The sequence below is a fragment of the Chryseobacterium sp. JUb7 genome, assembly GCF_024806495.1.
Taxonomy (GTDB): domain Bacteria; phylum Bacteroidota; class Bacteroidia; order Flavobacteriales; family Weeksellaceae; genus Chryseobacterium.
Genome location: NZ_JANUFF010000001.1, coordinates 548368 through 565696 on the forward strand (window position 1 = coordinate 548368; position 17329 = coordinate 565696).

Here is a 17329-nt window from a genome sequence, read left to right on the forward strand (position 1 = left end):
ATTGATATTTTTTAATTTGAAGAAGTCATTTCTTCAAATGAGTTGAGTTTTTTATTAAATCCTTCGCTGGATTTTATGATCGCGACTCTTCCACTTCTGATAAATTCTATAATTCCGAAAGGTTCTAATGCTTTTAGAAAACTGTCGGTTTCTTCGTGCTGACCTACAATTGAAAATACAGTATAATCATTTCTTAGACAGACAATTGTTGCTCCGTACTGTCTCAGAATCCTTTCGACATATACTTTTTCAGAAACCACTTTTGTTTCTATTTTAAAGAGAGCCAGTTCCTGCCAGATAATATCTTCATCGGTGTTGTAATAGACCTTAATTACATCTACCAGTTTCTGAATCTGCCTTGAAATTTTTCTCACCATCTCTTCCGTTTCATTAATTACAATGGTAAACCTTGAAATACTTACCACTTCCGTAGGAGAAGTATTCAGGCTGATTACATTGATATTTCTTCTGGAAAAAACCGTCGAAATTCTGGTTAATAAACCCACTTGGTTTTCTGTGAAAACGCTGATGGTATATTCTTGTTTATTCATGTCTGTCGGTATTTATTTTAAACGGATTTCACTGATGCTGCAACCTTGAGGAACCATAGGAAATACATTGTTTTCCTTACTTACTTTAACCTCCAGCAGGTAGGCGCCCTCTGAATTGATCATTTCTTCCAGAGCAGATTTGAGTTCTTTTCTCTCACTCACCTGCTTTCCTTTAATTCCGTAAGCTTTTCCGACAGCCGGAAAGTCGGGACTCGTAATATCTACAAATGAATATCTTTTATCATGGAAAAGCTCCTGCCACTGGCGAACCATTCCCAGGAAAGAATTATTCAGAACAATAATTTTAACACCAATATTAAACTGGGCAATGGTTCCCAGCTCCTGAATATTCATCTGAAAACCGCCATCACCCGCAATACAGAAAACATGCTGATCAGGATTCGCTACTTTTGCACCCATTGCGGATGGAAGCCCGAATCCCATAGTACCCAAACCTCCGGAAGTTACATTTCTCTTAGAATTTTTGAATTGAGCATATCTGCATGCAATCATCTGATGCTGACCCACATCGGTACAGATAATATGATCTCCCTGAGTGATTTCATTCAGGTACTTTAAAACTTCTCCCATAGTCAGTTCATCAGAATCCGGATTCAGTTCCTTTTCAATGACCTCTGTTTGTTCATCATGCTGCAATTTTATAAACTGACCAAGCCATTCCTGATGGTTATTTTCTTTAAGAAGATCAGTTAATAAGGGTAATGTTTCTTTACAATCTCCCAACACCGGAATGTCTGCTTTTACATTTTTATCGATTTCAGCAAGATCGATATCGAGATGAACAATCTTTGCCTGTTTTGCATACTGATCGAGTTTCCCTGTCACCCGATCATCGAAACGCATCCCTACTGCAATTAATACATCACATTCATTCGTTAATTTATTCGGGGCATAATGGCCGTGCATTCCCAACATTCCAACATATAAAGGATGGTCTGTGGAAACGGCCCCCAGCCCCAAAGCAGTAGCAGCACACGGAATACCGGCTTTTTCAATGAATTTTTTAAATTCTTCTTCCGCTTTTCCCAGAATGACACCCTGACCAAAAAGGACAAACGGTTTTTGGGCACTGTTAATCAATTCGGCTGCTTTTACAAGGTATTCAGGTCTTATTTTAGGTTTAGGCAGATAGGATCTTACAAATTCGCAGGGTTCATATCCTTCAAAATCTATTTCCTGTAACTGTGCATTTTTAGTAATATCAATCAAAACAGGTCCCGGACGTCCGGATTTAGCAACGTAAAATGCTTTTGCCAACACCTTTGGAAGATCTCTGGCATCGGTCACCTGGCAATTCCATTTGGTCACCGGCATGGTCATATTAAGAACATCAACTTCCTGAAAAGCATCGGTTCCTAAAAGAGACGCGTATACCTGGCCTGTAAGACAAACCAACGGGGTGCTGTCGATCATTGCATCGGCTAGTCCGGTCATCAGATTGGTCGCTCCCGGACCACTTGTTGCCAGTACAACTCCTGTATTTTGAGACGACCTTGAAAAGCCCTGTGCTGCATGGATTGCTCCCTGCTCATGCCTTACCAGAATATGCCGGATGCTGTCTTTATAATCATACAATGCATCATAAATCGGGATCACTGCCCCACCGGGATATCCGAATATGGTTGTTACATTTTCTTCTTTAAGGATTTCCAGAATTACTTCTGCTCCATTTAATTTCCGCCCTGTTGAGGGATCAGTTTTTTTCTGAGTATCTGTTAATGATGATTCCATTTCTTTTTCAATTAAAAATCTGTTATACAACCTTGTGAAGCATCTGAAACTAATTTTGCATATTTATATAAAACACCGCTTTTGACTTTAAAATCCGGCTGCTGAAAACTTTGTTTTCTCTCTTCCAGTTCTTCTTCGTCGATCATAAGATTGATGGTATTTTTTACAGCATCAATTTCAATGATGTCATTATTTTCAACCAAACCGATCAGACCTCCTTCAAAAGCTTCCGGAGTGATATGTCCCACTACAAATCCGTGGGTACCTCCGGAAAAACGTCCGTCCGTAATCAAGGCGACATTTTTCCCTAAACCGGAGCCCATTAATGCTGAGGTCGGCTTTAGCATTTCCGGCATTCCGGGTGCGCCTTTCGGTCCTTCATTTTTGATAACAATGACATCACCGTCACGAATGAGCTTGTCTTCAATTCCTTTGATAAATTCTTTCTCTCCATCGAAAACCCGTGCTCTCCCTTTGAAAAAATTACCCTCCTTTCCGGTTATTTTTGCTACACAGCCTCTCTCCGCAAGATTTCCGTACATAATTCTGATATGCCCCGTTTTCTTTATCGGATCATGGATATCGCGGATGATATTTTGATCCCGATCAATAATCGAAGTGACATTCTGAAGATTTTCGGCAATGGTTTTTCCTGTAACCGTAAGACAATCTCCATGGATCAATCCGATATCCAGCAAATATTTCATCACTGCCGGAACTCCCCCTACCTGATGTAAATCCTGCATCAGATATTTCCCACTAGGCTTTAAATCAGCCAATAAAGGAGTGGAATCACTCACTTTTTGAAAATCATCAAGGGTCAGTTCATAACCGATACTTTTTGCAATCGCAATAAAATGCAGAACAGCATTGGTGCTTCCGCCCAGAACCATAATAATCCTCAATGCATTTTCAAAAGCTTTAGGAGTCATGATATCCGAGGGTTTAATATCTTTTTCGAGCAACACTTTCATATAATGTCCCGCATAAAAACATTCTTCTTTTTTTTCTTTGCTTAAAGCCGGATAAGATGATGAATAAGGGAGGCTCATTCCTAAAGCTTCAATAGCAGAAGCCATTGTATTGGCAGTATACATTCCACCACAGGCTCCGGCACTCGGACAGGAATTTTTTATAATTCCGCTATAGTCCTCATCAGATAAATTTCCTGCAATTTTATTTCCCAATGCCTCAAAAGCAGATACGATATTAAGATCCTGTCCTTTGTAAGATCCTGCTTCAATGCTTCCTCCGTACACCATAATTGAAGGTCTGTTGAGTCTTGCCATTGCCATAACGGATCCCGGCATATTTTTGTCACAACCTGGCACTGTAATTAAACCATCATAGTACTGTCCTGCACAAACAGCTTCAATACTGTCTGCGATAATATCCCGGCTCACCAAAGAATATCTCATTCCATCTGTTCCGTTGGTCATCCCGTCACTGATTCCTATAGTATGGAACATCAGCCCTACAAGATTTTGTTCTTTCACTCCTTTTTTTACAATCTCAGACAAACCGTTAAGGTGCATATTACAGGTATTTCCATCGTAGCCCATACTGGCAATTCCGATCTGTGGTTTGGCAAAATCTTCTTCTGTAAAGCCAATTCCGTAAAACATAGCCTGCGTAGCCGGTTGTGTTGGATCCTGTGTAAGCGTTTTGGAATATTTATTTAATTTGCACATTGTAGCTGCGATTTTAAGTAGGTGTAATCTTCTTCTAACACGATATGTCTATAAGCTTTTTGTATCTGAGCAGAAAGGCTGCTTTCCCAACTCATTTGAAAAGAAACCTGGTCCAAAGACTCCAGAGCGACGATTTCAGCAGCTGTTCCGCAGAAAAATCCGGCATCTGCGCCTCTCATTTCTTCAGGTTTAAAGAGCTTTTCTTCGTAAGAGATTCCCAATAGGTCACAGATTTCGAAAACAGTAGCCCTGGTAATTCCGGGAAGTATGCTCCCTACTGGTGGTGTATATAATTTTGAATTTTTCTCAAAGAAAACATTAGCCCCGGAGCTTTCAGCAACATTTCCGTCAGCATCAAGAAGAAGCGCTTCATCAAAACCTTTGTCTTTTGCTTCCTGACATGCTAAAATTGAATTAACGTAGTGACCGCTTACTTTAGCTTCCACTCTGAAAGCCTTAGGATTGGGGCGTTCAAACGATGAGGTCATGATGCGCATATTATTGGCCAGATATCCGTTATTCCAATTCCAGACTTCAATAACCAATGAGCTTTTCTGGCTTTTTGAAAGCGACATATTCGGAGAGCATATTACTAAAGGACGTATATAAGCATCACTCAGTCCGTTAACTTCCAGCAGATTGTATGTAATTTCAATCATTTCTTCTGAAGTATAATCAAAGGGGATCATCATCAGCTCAGCTGATCTTTTCAGTCGGTCATAATGCTCCTTAGCTTTAAAAATTTTAGTTCCTTTTTCAGTTTTATAAGATTTAATGCCTTCAAAAACAGCATAGCCATAGTGCAGAGATTGTCCGTAGAGATCTGTTGTGGCTTTCGTTGCCTCCAGAAAATCTCCATCGTAATAAAGAATGCTTTTCTCGTTGTAGTACATATTTTGTGTATTTTAAATGATTAACAAATTGATTTAAGGCAAAAAAAAACCACCCTCAGATGAGGATGGTTATTAATTTTAAGTTTTATAAAATATCAACAATACCACCACTCATCACCGGAATCCGATAATGATAATAATAATGACAGTAATAATATTGTTGAATCTTGTATGCATGTCTGTTCTTTTGACTCAGCAAATGTATAATTTATTTTTAAATTAAAAAATATTTTAATATTTATTTTTAAAATTTATATTTCATTAACAATTCACTAACAAATGTTCGTTTTGTTTATTTTATTAACAATTTAAACTTTCTATATAATATGTATTGAATTTTTTCAATTAAGATGTTTATAACACATTTCAGTTTTACTTAACGAATTGTCCGAAATGCCATAAAATCCCGGATGGGTCATGCACAAAACACTCTCTTCCCCATTCTAAAGCTCTGACTGGCGTCAACCTTACGTTTTCGTATTTTTCAGTAAGATTTAAGGCTAACAGATCGTTCCAGAATTCTTCAACACTTTCCACTTCTACAAAAATCATAGTATTATCTATCCAGTCTTTCGCATAATAGTCCTGAAGATAAAAAGCGATTTCCTGTTTTTGGAAGAGAGAAAGTTTTGGTTCTAAAACCACTTCCTCAAAGCCAAGATCTTTATAAAAATTTCTGCTGAGGTCATAATTCTGAGCTCCGATAAATGGACGGATCGATTTCATGTTTAGTTTCATTTTATATATTTTTCCCAGTATTCAAAAGTCATTTCAAATTTAATTTCTTCTTTGCCATGAGTTCCTATTTCGTTCCAGCCCAGTCTTCTGTAGACAGTTTCGGCTCTCGTATTCGGTGAAGTCCCCAACCATATATTGTGCCGGGTCTGATTAAAATACCATTCAAGCATCACATGATGAAGGATTTTACCAATTCCCCGCCCTTCATAATCAGGATGCAGAAACAGAGCCCAGATATTATTTTCTTTCAGGTCAACAATGCCAAAACCAACGATAAGATGATCATTAATTTCGGCGACCCAGCCCTTTCCTCTTTTAAATAGAAATTCTTCACAGTCCTGATCCGTTACAAGATTGGGATCAGACAATTGATTTTCATGCACCGAATTTCTTATCAACTGAATTATTGGAATATCCTCCAGCTCAGCTTCACGAATAACCATACTCATTAATTAAAGCTTAAATAAAACTTTATAAAACAAAATAAATCAGTATTTAAATTATTTTTTATCAACTACAATTCGCTGCGGTCTGTTGGCAATTTCCCAAGCCGTTGCAAAGACAAGCTGAGTTCTTTTTTCAAGCAGAGGATAGTCTATTTTTTCTACATCATCAGTCGGTTTATGATAATCTTCATGAATGCCGTCAAAGAAAAAAGCAACAGGAACATTATTTTTTGCGAAGTTGTAATGATCTGATCTGTAGTATAATCTTTCTGTATCATTCGGATCATCGTATCTGTAATTCAACTCAAGATTATTCGTTCTTTTATTCGCAGCTTCGTTGATTACCTTCAATTCGGAGCTTAACATTTCGGAACCAATGACATAGACATATTGCTTTCCTCTGTTTTCCGGATCATCGCGCCCGATCATATCGATATTTAAATCCACAACGGTATTGGCCAGAGGGAAAACAGGATTATCAGTATAAAATTCAGAACCGAATAAGCCATGCTCTTCACCCGTTACATGAAGGAAAAGAACTGATCTTTTCGGACCTTTTCCTGCTTTTTTTGCACTTTGGAAAGCTTTTGCTATTTCCATCACAGCTACTGTACCGCTGCCATCATCATCTGCTCCGTTATAAACCACTCCGTTTCGGGTTCCGACATGGTCGTAGTGGGCAGAAACAACAACGATTTCTTCAGGTTTTTCAGAACCTTCGATAAAAGCTAAAATATTTTCAGAATCAGGCAGGTTTCCACCTCCTCTTTTTTTCATAAAATCTGCAGGAACTTTCTGGTAATAAGATCCGAGAGCTTTAGGAAAAGAAATTCCTAAACTTTTATAATAATTAATCATATACTCACCTGCTTTTTTCTGCCCCGGGCTTCCTGTATCTCTTCCTTCCATTTCATCTGAAGCGACAACATATAAATTCTTCTTTAGATCGTCGGCTTTAATCGTCTTATAGGCAGCAAGAAAAGCTTTATCACCTTTCACCTCTGATGAAGAAGATGCAGTAGTAGAATTTCCGTTATGAGATACTTTAGCTGTTTCGCAGCTCATTAAAACTGCTATTGAAAATAAAGGGATGAATAGTTTTTTCATTATAAAATAATTTCATTAAAAATAAGATTTTTTTTTAATCCCCGGGACATAGGTATTTTTATTATATTTGATAAAAACACAAAGTTTATGGATAATATTTATGGATTCAATCACTATTCATTTTTTACCAAAATGTCTGAACTGGCCTTGAAGCATCATAGTTTTGATCTGTCTCTCGGCTTACCCGATTTTGATATCGACTCTCGCTTAAAACAATTTTTAAAAGAGTCTGCAGATCTTAACCGACATAATTATGAGCCACTTGCAGGAAATCCTTTACTGATAGAAAATATTATCCGGTTTAACCATCAGCGTAAAAACAGCATTCACCTTACAAAAGAAGAAATTACGATTGTCCCATGTGCAACCTTTGCTTTATATACCTCCCTAAAATCAATTATCAGTCAAGGAGATGAAGTTATTGTAATCCAACCTTCCTATTATACTTACGGACCTTCTATCGTTATGAACGGAGGAATTCCGGTCTATTATGACCTTGACAATGATTTCGCCATAGACTGGGAAAAACTTAAAAATTGTATTTCGCAAAAAACAAAAGCTATTATTATCAATTCACCGCAAAATCCAACAGGAAAAATCTGGTCAAAATACGATTGGAATCAACTGTATGAACTGATTAAAAACCAGGAAATTTATCTGATATCTGAGGAAATCTATGACATGTATTGTTACGACGGAATTTCACATTACAGTTCGTTTATACACCCTGAATTGAGAAAAAGGACATTCTGTATTTTTTCTTTTGGAAAAATGTTTCATACAACAGGCTGGAAAGTGAGTTATTTATTGGCCCAGGAGGATTTAACCGCTAAATTTCAATGCCATCAACAGTATATTTCTTATAGTGCCAATGCTCCCTGCCAATATGCCATCACAAAATATTTAGAAGTTTTTGATCCTACCGAAACTCAGGACTTAATGCAGAAAAAAAGGGACCTTTTCAACGAATTGATTCATGAAACTCCATTTAAGGTTGAACAAAAATCTGAAGGAGCTGTTTTTCAAATTGTTAATTTCAGGAATATTTCGAAAACAATGACAGATGTTGAGTTTTCAAAATGGCTGACTATTGAGAAAAAAGTAGCCTGCCTACCGCTTTCGGCATTTTATAATTCCCGAAATAATTCAGATTTTGTACGATTTAGTTTTGCTAAAAATGACGACTTAATCATTAGTGCTTTGGAGCATCTGAGGAAAAATTTATAAAAAAACGCTACCCCCAACTTCCCTTACTTTTAAAATTCAGGTTTTTCTCTTACTGCTGATTTATTTTCATATAAGATATTTGTGGAATAAATCAACTAAAAACCATGAATACATTCTCAAAAACTATGTTGGGACTCATGATGATCAGCCTTGTCATCATTACCATTATCATGTATAATATTCTTGAAACAAGCCGTGAAAACAAGAAGTTATATAACAAATTAGATCTTCTTTTGTCATCGCCAGCACACCATATAGCTGCAGCAGTTTCACAAACAGTACCTGAAAAGAATATTCAGTCTGAAAGTACACTTCGAGGAATAGATGTATCCCATTGGAATGGTAATATCACAGAGGATTTGCCTAAAAAGGATCAACTGAATTTTGTTATCTGCAAATCTACACAGGGAGAACATGAGGTAGATCCTGATTTTAGAAAAAACTGGAAATTTCTAGAGGAAAAGAATATCAAAAAAGGAGCATATCACTTTTACGTATATTCTCAGAACCCCATACAGCAGGCGATCCATTTTTCAAATACTGTAGGTGAAATAAAACATTCAGATTTCCCTTTGATTATTGATATTGAAGAAGGCAGTCTTCCCAGAAAATATATCGATCAGCATCAACTGAAGGCAGATTTATTGAAATTCTTAGAATATATTGAGCGTAAAACCAACAGAACGCCGGTTATATATTCTGATTATGCTTTTATTAACAGGTATATCGATGACGACGCATTTTCGAAATATCCGTTATGGTTAGCTGAGTATTCTCATGCTTCAAAACCGGCAGTTCCGAAAGTATGGAAAAATAAAGGGTGTATGATCTGGCAAAAGACCGACAGATACGATATCAGTTCAACCGAAGTTGATTTTGATGTTTACTATAAATAAAAAAACACCGCATCTGCGGTGTTCTATCTATTCAAACTGATTTTTAAAGAGATAATACTCTTACATCAATTCTTCTGTTTTTAGCTTTGCATTCATCTGTATCATTCGCCTCACAGACAGGATGTTGAGAGCCATATCCTTCAGCTTCTACACGATCTGCTGCAATACCAAGCTCTAATAATTTAAGTTTTGCCGTTTGGGCTCTTAAGTTCGATAACTTCTGATTACTTTCTTCATTTCCTGTATTATCTGTATAGCCTCCTAATTTTATTTTAATATCTGGATATGCCGTTAAAATTTCAACAAGATTCAATAACTGTACTTCAGAATTGGCTTTTAAATCACTGGAGCCTGTTTCGAAATAAAGATTTTCAACGGTATACCATTTATTCGGATCCAGAACTGCTTTATCCTTATTTTTCACAGAATTATACAGTTGATACAACTGACTTCCTTCCCCGATTTTAATGGTTTTTCCATCTTTAAGTTTAATCTCCTGGATATTTCCTGTTTCATATACGAAATCTCCGTTTTCATTAAGGTGTCCTTTAATTTCCGCCGGCACTACTACAGCTGAAGTAGCTCCTGAAGCCATCTGAGCACCTTTTATTCCTGTTAAACTTTCAATCTTAGCCTGTCTGTTCGCTTCGATTTTATCTTTATGTAAAACCGCTAATGTCGGAGCGATGACCAATGAAACAATTGACATTAATTTAATCAAAATATTCATCGACGGTCCGGAAGTATCTTTAAAAGGATCACCCACCGTATCTCCTGTTACGGAAGCCTTGTGCGGTTCTGAACCTTTATAATATGTTTCACCATTAATATTAACTCCTTTTTCGAAAGATTTTTTAGCATTATCCCATGCTCCGCCGGCATTATTCTGGAACATTCCCATCAAGACACCACAGACTGTAGCTCCTGCCAGAAATCCGCCCAATACTTCAGGACCGAAAATAAATCCGATCAAAAGCGGCGAAACAATAGCAATTGCTCCCGGAAGCATCATTTTCTTAATGGAAGCATCTGTAGAAATAGCCACGCATTTTTCATATTCCGGTTGTGCCTTTCCTTCTAAAATTCCCGGAATTTCTCTGAACTGCCTGCGTACCTCTTCTACCATAGCCATAGCAGCCTGTCCAACCGCTGTGATCGCCAGCGACGAAAAAATAAACGGAATCATTCCTCCGACAAACAATCCGGCCAACACATCGGCTCTATAGATATCAATGCCGTCGATTCCTGCAATTCCTACAAATGCCGCGAATAAAGCCAAAGCTGTCAATGCTGCAGAAGCTATGGCAAAACCTTTTCCTGTTGCGGCTGTTGTATTACCTACAGCATCTAAAATATCTGTTTTTTCACGAACCTCCTTGGGTAGCTCACTCATTTCAGCAATTCCCCCTGCATTATCTGCAATTGGTCCGAAAGCATCGATAGCCAACTGCATTGCTGTAGTCGCCATCATACCCGCTGCTGCAATCGCAACGCCATATAACCCTGCACATAAATAAGATCCGTAAATCCCACCTGCTAAAACAATAATCGGCAATAAGGTAGACTCCATTCCTACAGAAAGACCACCGATAATATTGGTAGCATGTCCTGTAGAAGATTGCCTTACAATACTTGAGACTGGTCTCTTGCCCATCGCAGTATAATATTCTGTAATGATGCTCATTAATGTTCCAACCACTAAACCAACCATAATAGCCCCGAATACACCCATTTTTGTGAATTCAAGCCCTCTTAAAATCATTTTATCAGGCAAAATATAAGTTACCAAGAAATAAGAAGCGATCGCTGTAATCACGATACTTCCCCAATTCCCTAGATTTAAAGCATTCTGAACACTTGATGTGGATGAATCTTCATTGTCATTAATTCTTACAAATAAAGTTCCTATCATTGAAAATATAATCCCAGTCCCTGCAATTAACATCGGTAATAAAATAGGGGCAAAACCACCGAAAGAATCTACGGAAACCGTTTCCCTACCCAATACCATAGTCGCCAGAACCGTTGCTACATAAGACCCGAATAAGTCGGCTCCCATTCCCGCAACATCGCCTACATTATCACCTACATTATCAGCAATCGTTGCCGGATTTCTCGGATCATCTTCCGGAATTCCTGCTTCTACTTTCCCTACCAGATCAGCTCCTACATCTGCCGCTTTTGTGTAAATACCACCACCTACTCTTGCAAACAAAGCAATAGATTCTGCTCCCAGAGAAAATCCGGTAAGAATCTCAATTGTCCTCTCCATTTCATGAGAGTCTACTGGAGCATCGGGGGCAAAAATCTGTTTTATAATCAGAAACAAAGCGCCCAATCCTAAAACCGCCAGTCCGGCAACTCCCATTCCCATTACAGAGCCTCCTGTAAAAGAAACCTTCAATGCTTTTGAGAGAGAGGTTTTTGCAGCTTCAGCAGTTCTGACATTGGCTTTTGTTGCAATTTTCATTCCTATAAAACCTGCGAGTGCAGAAAACACGGCACCCACTACGAATGCAACGCCTATCGTCCAATGTGAATTGGCATTCGTCATTCCCATGACTGCTAATAAAATAGCGACGATAACAACAAAATAGGTTAAAACTTTGTACTCTGCCTTTAGAAAGGCCATGGCACCGTCAGCGATGTGACCGCTGATCAATTTCATTTTTTCATTTCCGGCATTTTGCTTGCTTACCCAATTACTTTGAATAAAAGTATAAATTAAAGCAATCACACCAAAAATTGGTACTAACACAAATAGATTCATAGTTTAATATTTTTTGGTAATAGATAACTAAATATACCAAATAATTCTCTTTAATGTGTTTAAAAACACCATAACTATCTATAAATAAGTGTTTAAACGCTTAAGCAAAGCTAAAATTCGGGTTCAGTAAAAATAAAAAAGGATAAGTGAAATTCACTTATCCTTTTTTATTTTATTAAATCAGAAGAAGATTATCCTCCGAATTTATCTGCGTAATCCTGCTGAGATGCTTTAATAACCACTCTTGCATGCTCTGCACCGTACACTTCCTGAATTCTGCATTTTGCAGGCTCATCCGGTAAGTTTTTATACGTTAAGAAATAGTGCATTAATCGTTTCACTTCTGCTTCAGGCAATTCTGCAATATCTCTGAAATGTCCGAAAGCGTGATCGTCAACCATTACAGCAACAATTTTATCATCAGCTTCTCCTCCGTCAATCATTTTGAAACCTCCGATTGGAATAGCCTGCATCAATAGTCCGCCAGAATGAATATTGTGAGAACTCAATACACAGATATCCAATGGATCATGATCTCCCATTGTAACGTCTGTAGCTCCTCTTTCAACAGCTAATTTCATTACCGCTTCGTTACAGTAAGTTCTTGGAACAAAACCATATAACGCAGGAATAATATTTGAGAACTTCTGAGGTCTGTCAACTTTTAAATATCCTGTTTCTTTATCTATTTCGTATTTGATAGTATCTGAAGGAACGATTTCAACGAAAACGTTTACAACATTTGGCGCATTTTCTCCTGCAGAAATCCCATGCCATGGATGCGCTTTAAAATTTGGAATCATTATTTTAAATTTTTATTTTTTAGTTATGCTATTATTAAAATTTCTCGTCTTAAATCTTCAATGGTTGCCCCAATATAGTCTTCATTTTCCATATAGTTGATGATGAAAATAGTCTTAAACTCATCAAGATTCGCATTTTCATTTAAACTTTCATATGTTTTATGAAGCAATTCTATCACTGCATTTTTTGAATCAACAATATTTTTCCAGGAATTTTTTGTTATATACAACTGTTGTGACGAATTATATTCGAACTCTTCATTGATCGTTTTCTCAGTAAGAAAAATAAATTCATGGGGCGCCAGGTTTTTATCAAACTTCTGAATAAGATTGGAAGGTTTCATTCTATCAAGAAAAAGCGTCATTCTTTCGTATGAATGCGTTTTGCTTTCAGAATTGGATTTTACGGAAAGTAACTTGATTTCCTGATTCTTAAGTGTAATATAGGTATGTACAAATTGTCTCAGCAAAACCAAAAAAGGAATTGCAATGATCAATGCAAATGCATACGGTAGATATCCTGAAAAATTTGTCATAATTTTAGGATGCAAAATTACTAATTATTTGTTTTCTGCACATCATTTTAACTGATTTTAATTTGTGAATTAAACATTATGCCGATGCTGTAGCACAAGTTTATCTATAATAAATTAATGATAAAGTAGATTTTATAAAATATGGTTCAATAATTACCTTAATTTTGCACTATAATACTTAAAGAATGTCTTTCAATAATTATATATCAAAGCTACTTTTTTGTGAGAATATCAGCTCTGGATTTAAAACATTTACGGCCCTCATTATCAACTCCAAGAGATACAGCTCAGGGTTAAAAAAAAATAATCTGGACCTGAAGAATAATGAAACCTTTGTATATCATATTAAAAAGAATAAGAAGAAATTTGATCTGTTTTTAAGGACTTTTAAAGGCGATATCGATATTTTTTATGAAATATTCTGGAATAAAACTTACGATGAACATCTTAAATTAACAAAAAAAGAACCTAAAATCATTGTAGATCTGGGTGCTCATATCGGAATGACCTCTATTTATTTTGCATTACAATATCCGAATGCCAAAATATATGCTGTGGAAGCTTCGTCCGAAAATTTTGAAATGTTAAAAGCCAACACTCAGTCTTTCAAAAACATCGTCCCAATCAATGCGGCAGCTCATTATGAAGACGGAACTGTCAATTTTGGAAACAATGAACTGTCATACAATCAAAAAGTTTCGGAAAGCGGATCTCCAACGCCCGCTCTTTCAATTAAAAAATTAATCGACAGCAACGAGTTAAACAGTATTGATCTCCTGAAAATTGATATTGAAGGAGGTGAAATTGATCTTTTAAGTAAAAATAATTCATGGCTGAATACTGTCGGAGATATCATCATAGAAATTCATCAGCCTTACAGCGCCGAAAGACTTACACAGGATCTGAAACCTTTTAATTTTAAAATAAAACTTGATAAAGGAGCTGTTTTAACAGCCGGTAAAGAATAAGCTATGATAACTTCATAGCTTTTTTTATCATCTCTTTTTTAGTATTGGAAATCACCGGATACATTTTCAGTTCAGGACGAAAACCTCTGAAAAACTCTTCAATCGCAGGAACTTCACTTCCTTCAAAATCAAATATCTTATCTTCAATATTTTGGGCAATAAGATAGTCTATGATCACCGATGAACCTGCAAGTTTAACAAAATTCCGATCGTTGAATGTTCCCAAAAGAGCCAAAGTCTTGTGATCAAAATAAACTGCGATTGCATTAATTGGAGTATTCTGATAAAAAAAAGCCACAATTTTCAGATGATTGGCATTTTCAAAATCGGTGAAAGTCTGTAGAAACTGCTGTTTATCGTGTTCGTCTTTTGCACCGATGGTATTTTCTGAAATAAATTCATGAATATCTTTAATTTTCACTTCCTTAATCTCAGATTGCTGCAAAACGTCCTCATCCAGTCTTAATTTTCGTTTTCTTTTTGGAGAATATTTCTGTCTTACTGTTTCATATTCTTCTGGGAAAATTAAAAAATTCTGCCTCTTTTTTAAAGACTTTGAAAACTGATTGGCATCATTAAAAGCATAATACCAGATATGGTATTTTTTTTCAAAAAATTGTAGGAACGAATTATTAATTTCAATAGAATCCTGTTTTGAAAATATTCCCAGCTGCTGACAAAGTTTCGGATTAATGGCTATCTTGATGCCCATTTTTCTAATGTACGGAACAGGCATCACTGCTTCATAATCATTAAAAACAAGAATTTCCCATTGCTTATTGGAAGTAATATCCAAAAATTCTTTTGTTGCAGAGTACTTTCTCTGTTCAGAATTTTCTAAACACTGTGTATATTTTTCAAAATCAATTTCGTGATATTTCAATCTTCTAATCATAATAATCCTTCGTCTGAGAAACTAAAATATGAATTTTGTGTAATAATTAAATGGTCTAAAAGCTGAATGCTTAAAAAACTTCCTGCCTCTTTAATTTTTTGAGTGATGGCAAGATCTTCCCTGCTTGGTTTTAAGCTGTCTGAAGGATGGTTATGGGCTATGATAATTCCGGTAGCATAATAATCTAAAGCCAGTCTGAACAAGATTCTTACATCTACAATAGACTGATTGATGCCTCCTTCTGTAAGTTTCGCGATATGTATTACTTTATTGCTCTGATTGAGATAAACAGCCCAAAATTCTTCGGTATGCAGATCGGATAATTGGTTTTTTAAAATCAAATATGCATCTTCACTATTGGAAATCACTGTCTTTTTTGAAATTTCCTGTCCGGCTCTTCTTTTTCCAATTTCAAGAGCGGTTACAATAGTAATTGCCTTAACTTCTCCTACCCCTTTGAATTTCATCAGATCTTTTACCGAAAGTAAACTCAGCTGATGCCAATTATGATCTACTGATGCTAATATTTTCTGAGCGAGTTCTACTGCTGTCTCATCTCTGCTTCCACTTCCCATAATAATGGCCAGTAATTCGGAATCCGAAAGAGAATTAATCCCTTTAAGCAAAAATTTTTCCCGGGGTCTATCGTCTTCAGCTAGGTATTTAATGGGCATTTTGGGGAGATTTGTGTTTTTATAAATGATGGTTGCTTAGTAAAAAGCGTATAAAATTATAGGTTGTTCAGATTGATCAATATATTTTGCAGAGTGGTTAAAAGCATTTTGTGAAAGCATCGGACAGCCAAAACTTAAACAGGCGGAATTTGTAGATTCCTTATCAGAAACACAGTAATAAGAATGAAGAACAATCGCTCTTGACATAGCATTACTGTTGGTTTCGTCTAAGCCATTCAAACGATAAGCTTTTCCGAATTTTCCGTTGTAGCTTTCTCTAATTTCATATTTCCCTAAAGATGACTGATGTGATCCGTCTGTATTGCTGAACTGCAAATTGTCAGAATTTTTCACTACTGATCCTTCTCCATGGGCAACAACCGCTTTCTGCAAAACTTTATCATTTTTCAGATCGTAAACAAAATACCTGTATTTTCCTGAATGAATTTTAAAATTGATAAAAACTGCCAAATCCTGATTATAATTTTTCCCTTTAAGATAGTTTTTAATTTCCAGAATTTTCGATTTCGGTAAATAATCAACAGCGTTATTTGCCTGAGATTCAAATTTTGAACAGGAAATGATAAAAAGAAAAAAGAAAAGGAAATGTTTCATCATTTATCGAATTTTTATTCGATGATCATTCCGTCCTTCATAACCAATTTTCTGTCGGTAATCTCAGCAAGGTTCGGATTGTGGGTTACAATCACGAAAGTCTGGTCGTATTTATCTCTTAAATCAAAGAATAACCGATGTAAATCATCTGCATTTTTGGAATCTAAATTTCCAGTAGGCTCATCAGCAAAAATAATTTTCGGTGAATTAATTAAAGCTCTTGCCACAGCGACTCTCTGGGCTTCCCCACCTGACAACTGATTAGGCTTATGATGCAGTCTCTGTTCGATTTTAAGATCTTCAAATAGAGCATATGCCTTGTCTAATGCTTCTTTTTCATTGGCTCCAGCAATTTTTGTAGGTAAAAGGACGTTTTCTAAAGCCGTAAATTCCGGAAGCAACTGGTGAAACTGAAATACAAAACCTATATTCTGGTTTCTGAATCTAGAAAGCTGTTTGTCATTCATATTGATAAACGACTCTCCGGCAATTTCAATTTCAGTATCAAAATTTTTGGAATTTGAAGGTAAATCCAATGTTCCTAAAATCTGTAAAAGTGTAGATTTTCCCGCTCCTGATTCTCCGACAATAGAAACAACCTCTCCTGTTTTGATATGAATATCAACGCCTTTTAACACTTCTAAATTCCCATATGATTTATGGATATTCCTTGCTTTAATCATGACTCAAAAATAGTGATTTGATTTGAAATATTGAATAATTTTAAATGGATTTGTGAGTGGTGAATTTGAATTTTTAATTTAGCA

General features: G+C 36.3%; 17 protein-coding genes. 3 read left to right on the forward strand and 14 right to left on the reverse strand.

Annotated elements, in window-relative coordinates; genetic code table 11:
• Window positions 1-11: 11 nt before the first annotated feature.
• The 7 genes from ilvN to M2373_RS02585 all read right to left on the reverse strand — a co-directional run bounded on the left by ilvN (window position 12) and on the right by M2373_RS02585 (window position 7178).
• Window positions 12-551 carry an acetolactate synthase small subunit gene (ilvN, locus tag M2373_RS02555; protein WP_259107104.1) on the reverse strand — a complete coding sequence of 180 codons (540 nt, stop codon included), beginning with the start codon at window positions 549-551 and terminating at the stop codon, window positions 12-14.
• A gap of 12 nt (window positions 552-563) precedes the next feature.
• Window positions 564-2303 (reverse strand): biosynthetic-type acetolactate synthase large subunit, encoded by a 1740-nt coding sequence (ilvB, locus tag M2373_RS02560; RefSeq protein WP_259107105.1) that lies wholly within the window; start codon window positions 2301-2303, stop codon window positions 564-566.
• 11 nt (window positions 2304-2314) lie between these two features.
• Window positions 2315-3994: a dihydroxy-acid dehydratase gene (ilvD, locus tag M2373_RS02565; RefSeq protein ID WP_259107106.1), complete on the reverse strand. Its 1680-nt coding sequence runs from the start codon at window positions 3992-3994 to the stop codon at window positions 2315-2317.
• The gene (ilvE, locus tag M2373_RS02570) at window positions 3982-4887 is read right to left on the reverse strand and encodes a branched-chain-amino-acid transaminase (RefSeq protein ID WP_259107110.1); all 906 of its coding nucleotides are present in this window, start codon (window positions 4885-4887) and stop codon (window positions 3982-3984) included. Before ilvE ends, ilvD begins: the two co-directional genes overlap by 13 nt.
• 372 nt (window positions 4888-5259) lie before the next feature.
• Window positions 5260-5625, reverse strand: a complete 366-nt coding sequence (locus M2373_RS02575; protein WP_259107112.1) for a glyoxalase — start codon at window positions 5623-5625, stop codon at window positions 5260-5262.
• On the reverse strand, window positions 5622-6074 hold the full coding sequence (locus M2373_RS02580) for a GNAT family N-acetyltransferase (protein ID WP_259107114.1): 453 nt from the start codon (window positions 6072-6074) through the stop codon (window positions 5622-5624). Before M2373_RS02580 ends, M2373_RS02575 begins: the two co-directional genes overlap by 4 nt.
• A gap of 51 nt (window positions 6075-6125) precedes the next feature.
• Window positions 6126-7178 (reverse strand): M28 family metallopeptidase, encoded by a 1053-nt coding sequence (locus M2373_RS02585; protein ID WP_259107116.1) that lies wholly within the window; start codon window positions 7176-7178, stop codon window positions 6126-6128.
• A gap of 87 nt (window positions 7179-7265) precedes the next feature.
• Between M2373_RS02585 and M2373_RS02590 the strand changes: the two genes are divergently transcribed.
• A complete protein-coding gene (locus tag M2373_RS02590; RefSeq protein WP_259107117.1) occupies window positions 7266-8405 on the forward strand; it encodes an aminotransferase class I/II-fold pyridoxal phosphate-dependent enzyme in 1140 nt (379 codons plus the stop codon).
• Window positions 8406-8509: 104 nt separating this feature from the next.
• Window positions 8510-9301 (forward strand): GH25 family lysozyme, encoded by a 792-nt coding sequence (locus tag M2373_RS02595; protein ID WP_259107121.1) that lies wholly within the window; start codon window positions 8510-8512, stop codon window positions 9299-9301.
• A 43-nt stretch (window positions 9302-9344) separates the two neighbouring features.
• On the opposite strand, the gene M2373_RS02600 is transcribed toward M2373_RS02595, so the two are convergent.
• The 3 genes from M2373_RS02600 to M2373_RS02610 all read right to left on the reverse strand — a co-directional run bounded on the left by M2373_RS02600 (window position 9345) and on the right by M2373_RS02610 (window position 13410).
• Window positions 9345-12071 (reverse strand): sodium-translocating pyrophosphatase, encoded by a 2727-nt coding sequence (locus M2373_RS02600; RefSeq protein ID WP_259107123.1) that lies wholly within the window; start codon window positions 12069-12071, stop codon window positions 9345-9347.
• 191 nt (window positions 12072-12262) lie between these two features.
• Window positions 12263-12874 (reverse strand): inorganic pyrophosphatase, encoded by a 612-nt coding sequence (locus M2373_RS02605; protein ID WP_259107126.1) that lies wholly within the window; start codon window positions 12872-12874, stop codon window positions 12263-12265.
• A gap of 23 nt (window positions 12875-12897) precedes the next feature.
• Window positions 12898-13410 carry a hypothetical protein gene (locus tag M2373_RS02610; RefSeq protein ID WP_259107129.1) on the reverse strand — a complete coding sequence of 171 codons (513 nt, stop codon included), beginning with the start codon at window positions 13408-13410 and terminating at the stop codon, window positions 12898-12900.
• Between the two features lie 185 nt (window positions 13411-13595).
• Between M2373_RS02610 and M2373_RS02615 the strand changes: the two genes are divergently transcribed.
• Window positions 13596-14378, forward strand: a complete 783-nt coding sequence (locus M2373_RS02615; protein WP_259107131.1) for an FkbM family methyltransferase — start codon at window positions 13596-13598, stop codon at window positions 14376-14378.
• Between the two features lies 1 nt (window position 14379).
• Here M2373_RS02615 and M2373_RS02620 read toward each other — a convergent pair whose 3' ends face one another.
• Genes M2373_RS02620 through M2373_RS02635 form a run of 4 tightly spaced genes read right to left on the reverse strand, consistent with a single transcriptional unit; the run spans window position 14380 to window position 17245 of the window.
• Window positions 14380-15273, reverse strand: a complete 894-nt coding sequence (locus M2373_RS02620) for a hypothetical protein (RefSeq protein ID WP_259107134.1) — start codon at window positions 15271-15273, stop codon at window positions 14380-14382.
• Window positions 15270-15947, reverse strand: coding sequence for a RadC family protein (gene radC, locus M2373_RS02625; protein ID WP_259107135.1), 678 nt, complete (start codon window positions 15945-15947; stop codon window positions 15270-15272). The genes M2373_RS02620 and radC overlap by 4 nt, the downstream gene beginning before the upstream one ends.
• Window positions 15948-15983: 36 nt before the next feature.
• Window positions 15984-16565, reverse strand: coding sequence for a murein L,D-transpeptidase catalytic domain family protein (locus M2373_RS02630; protein WP_259107137.1), 582 nt, complete (start codon window positions 16563-16565; stop codon window positions 15984-15986).
• Window positions 16566-16576: 11 nt separating this feature from the next.
• The gene (locus M2373_RS02635) at window positions 16577-17245 is read right to left on the reverse strand and encodes an ABC transporter ATP-binding protein (protein ID WP_259107139.1); all 669 of its coding nucleotides are present in this window, start codon (window positions 17243-17245) and stop codon (window positions 16577-16579) included.
• Between the last annotated feature and the right edge of the window lie 84 nt (window positions 17246-17329).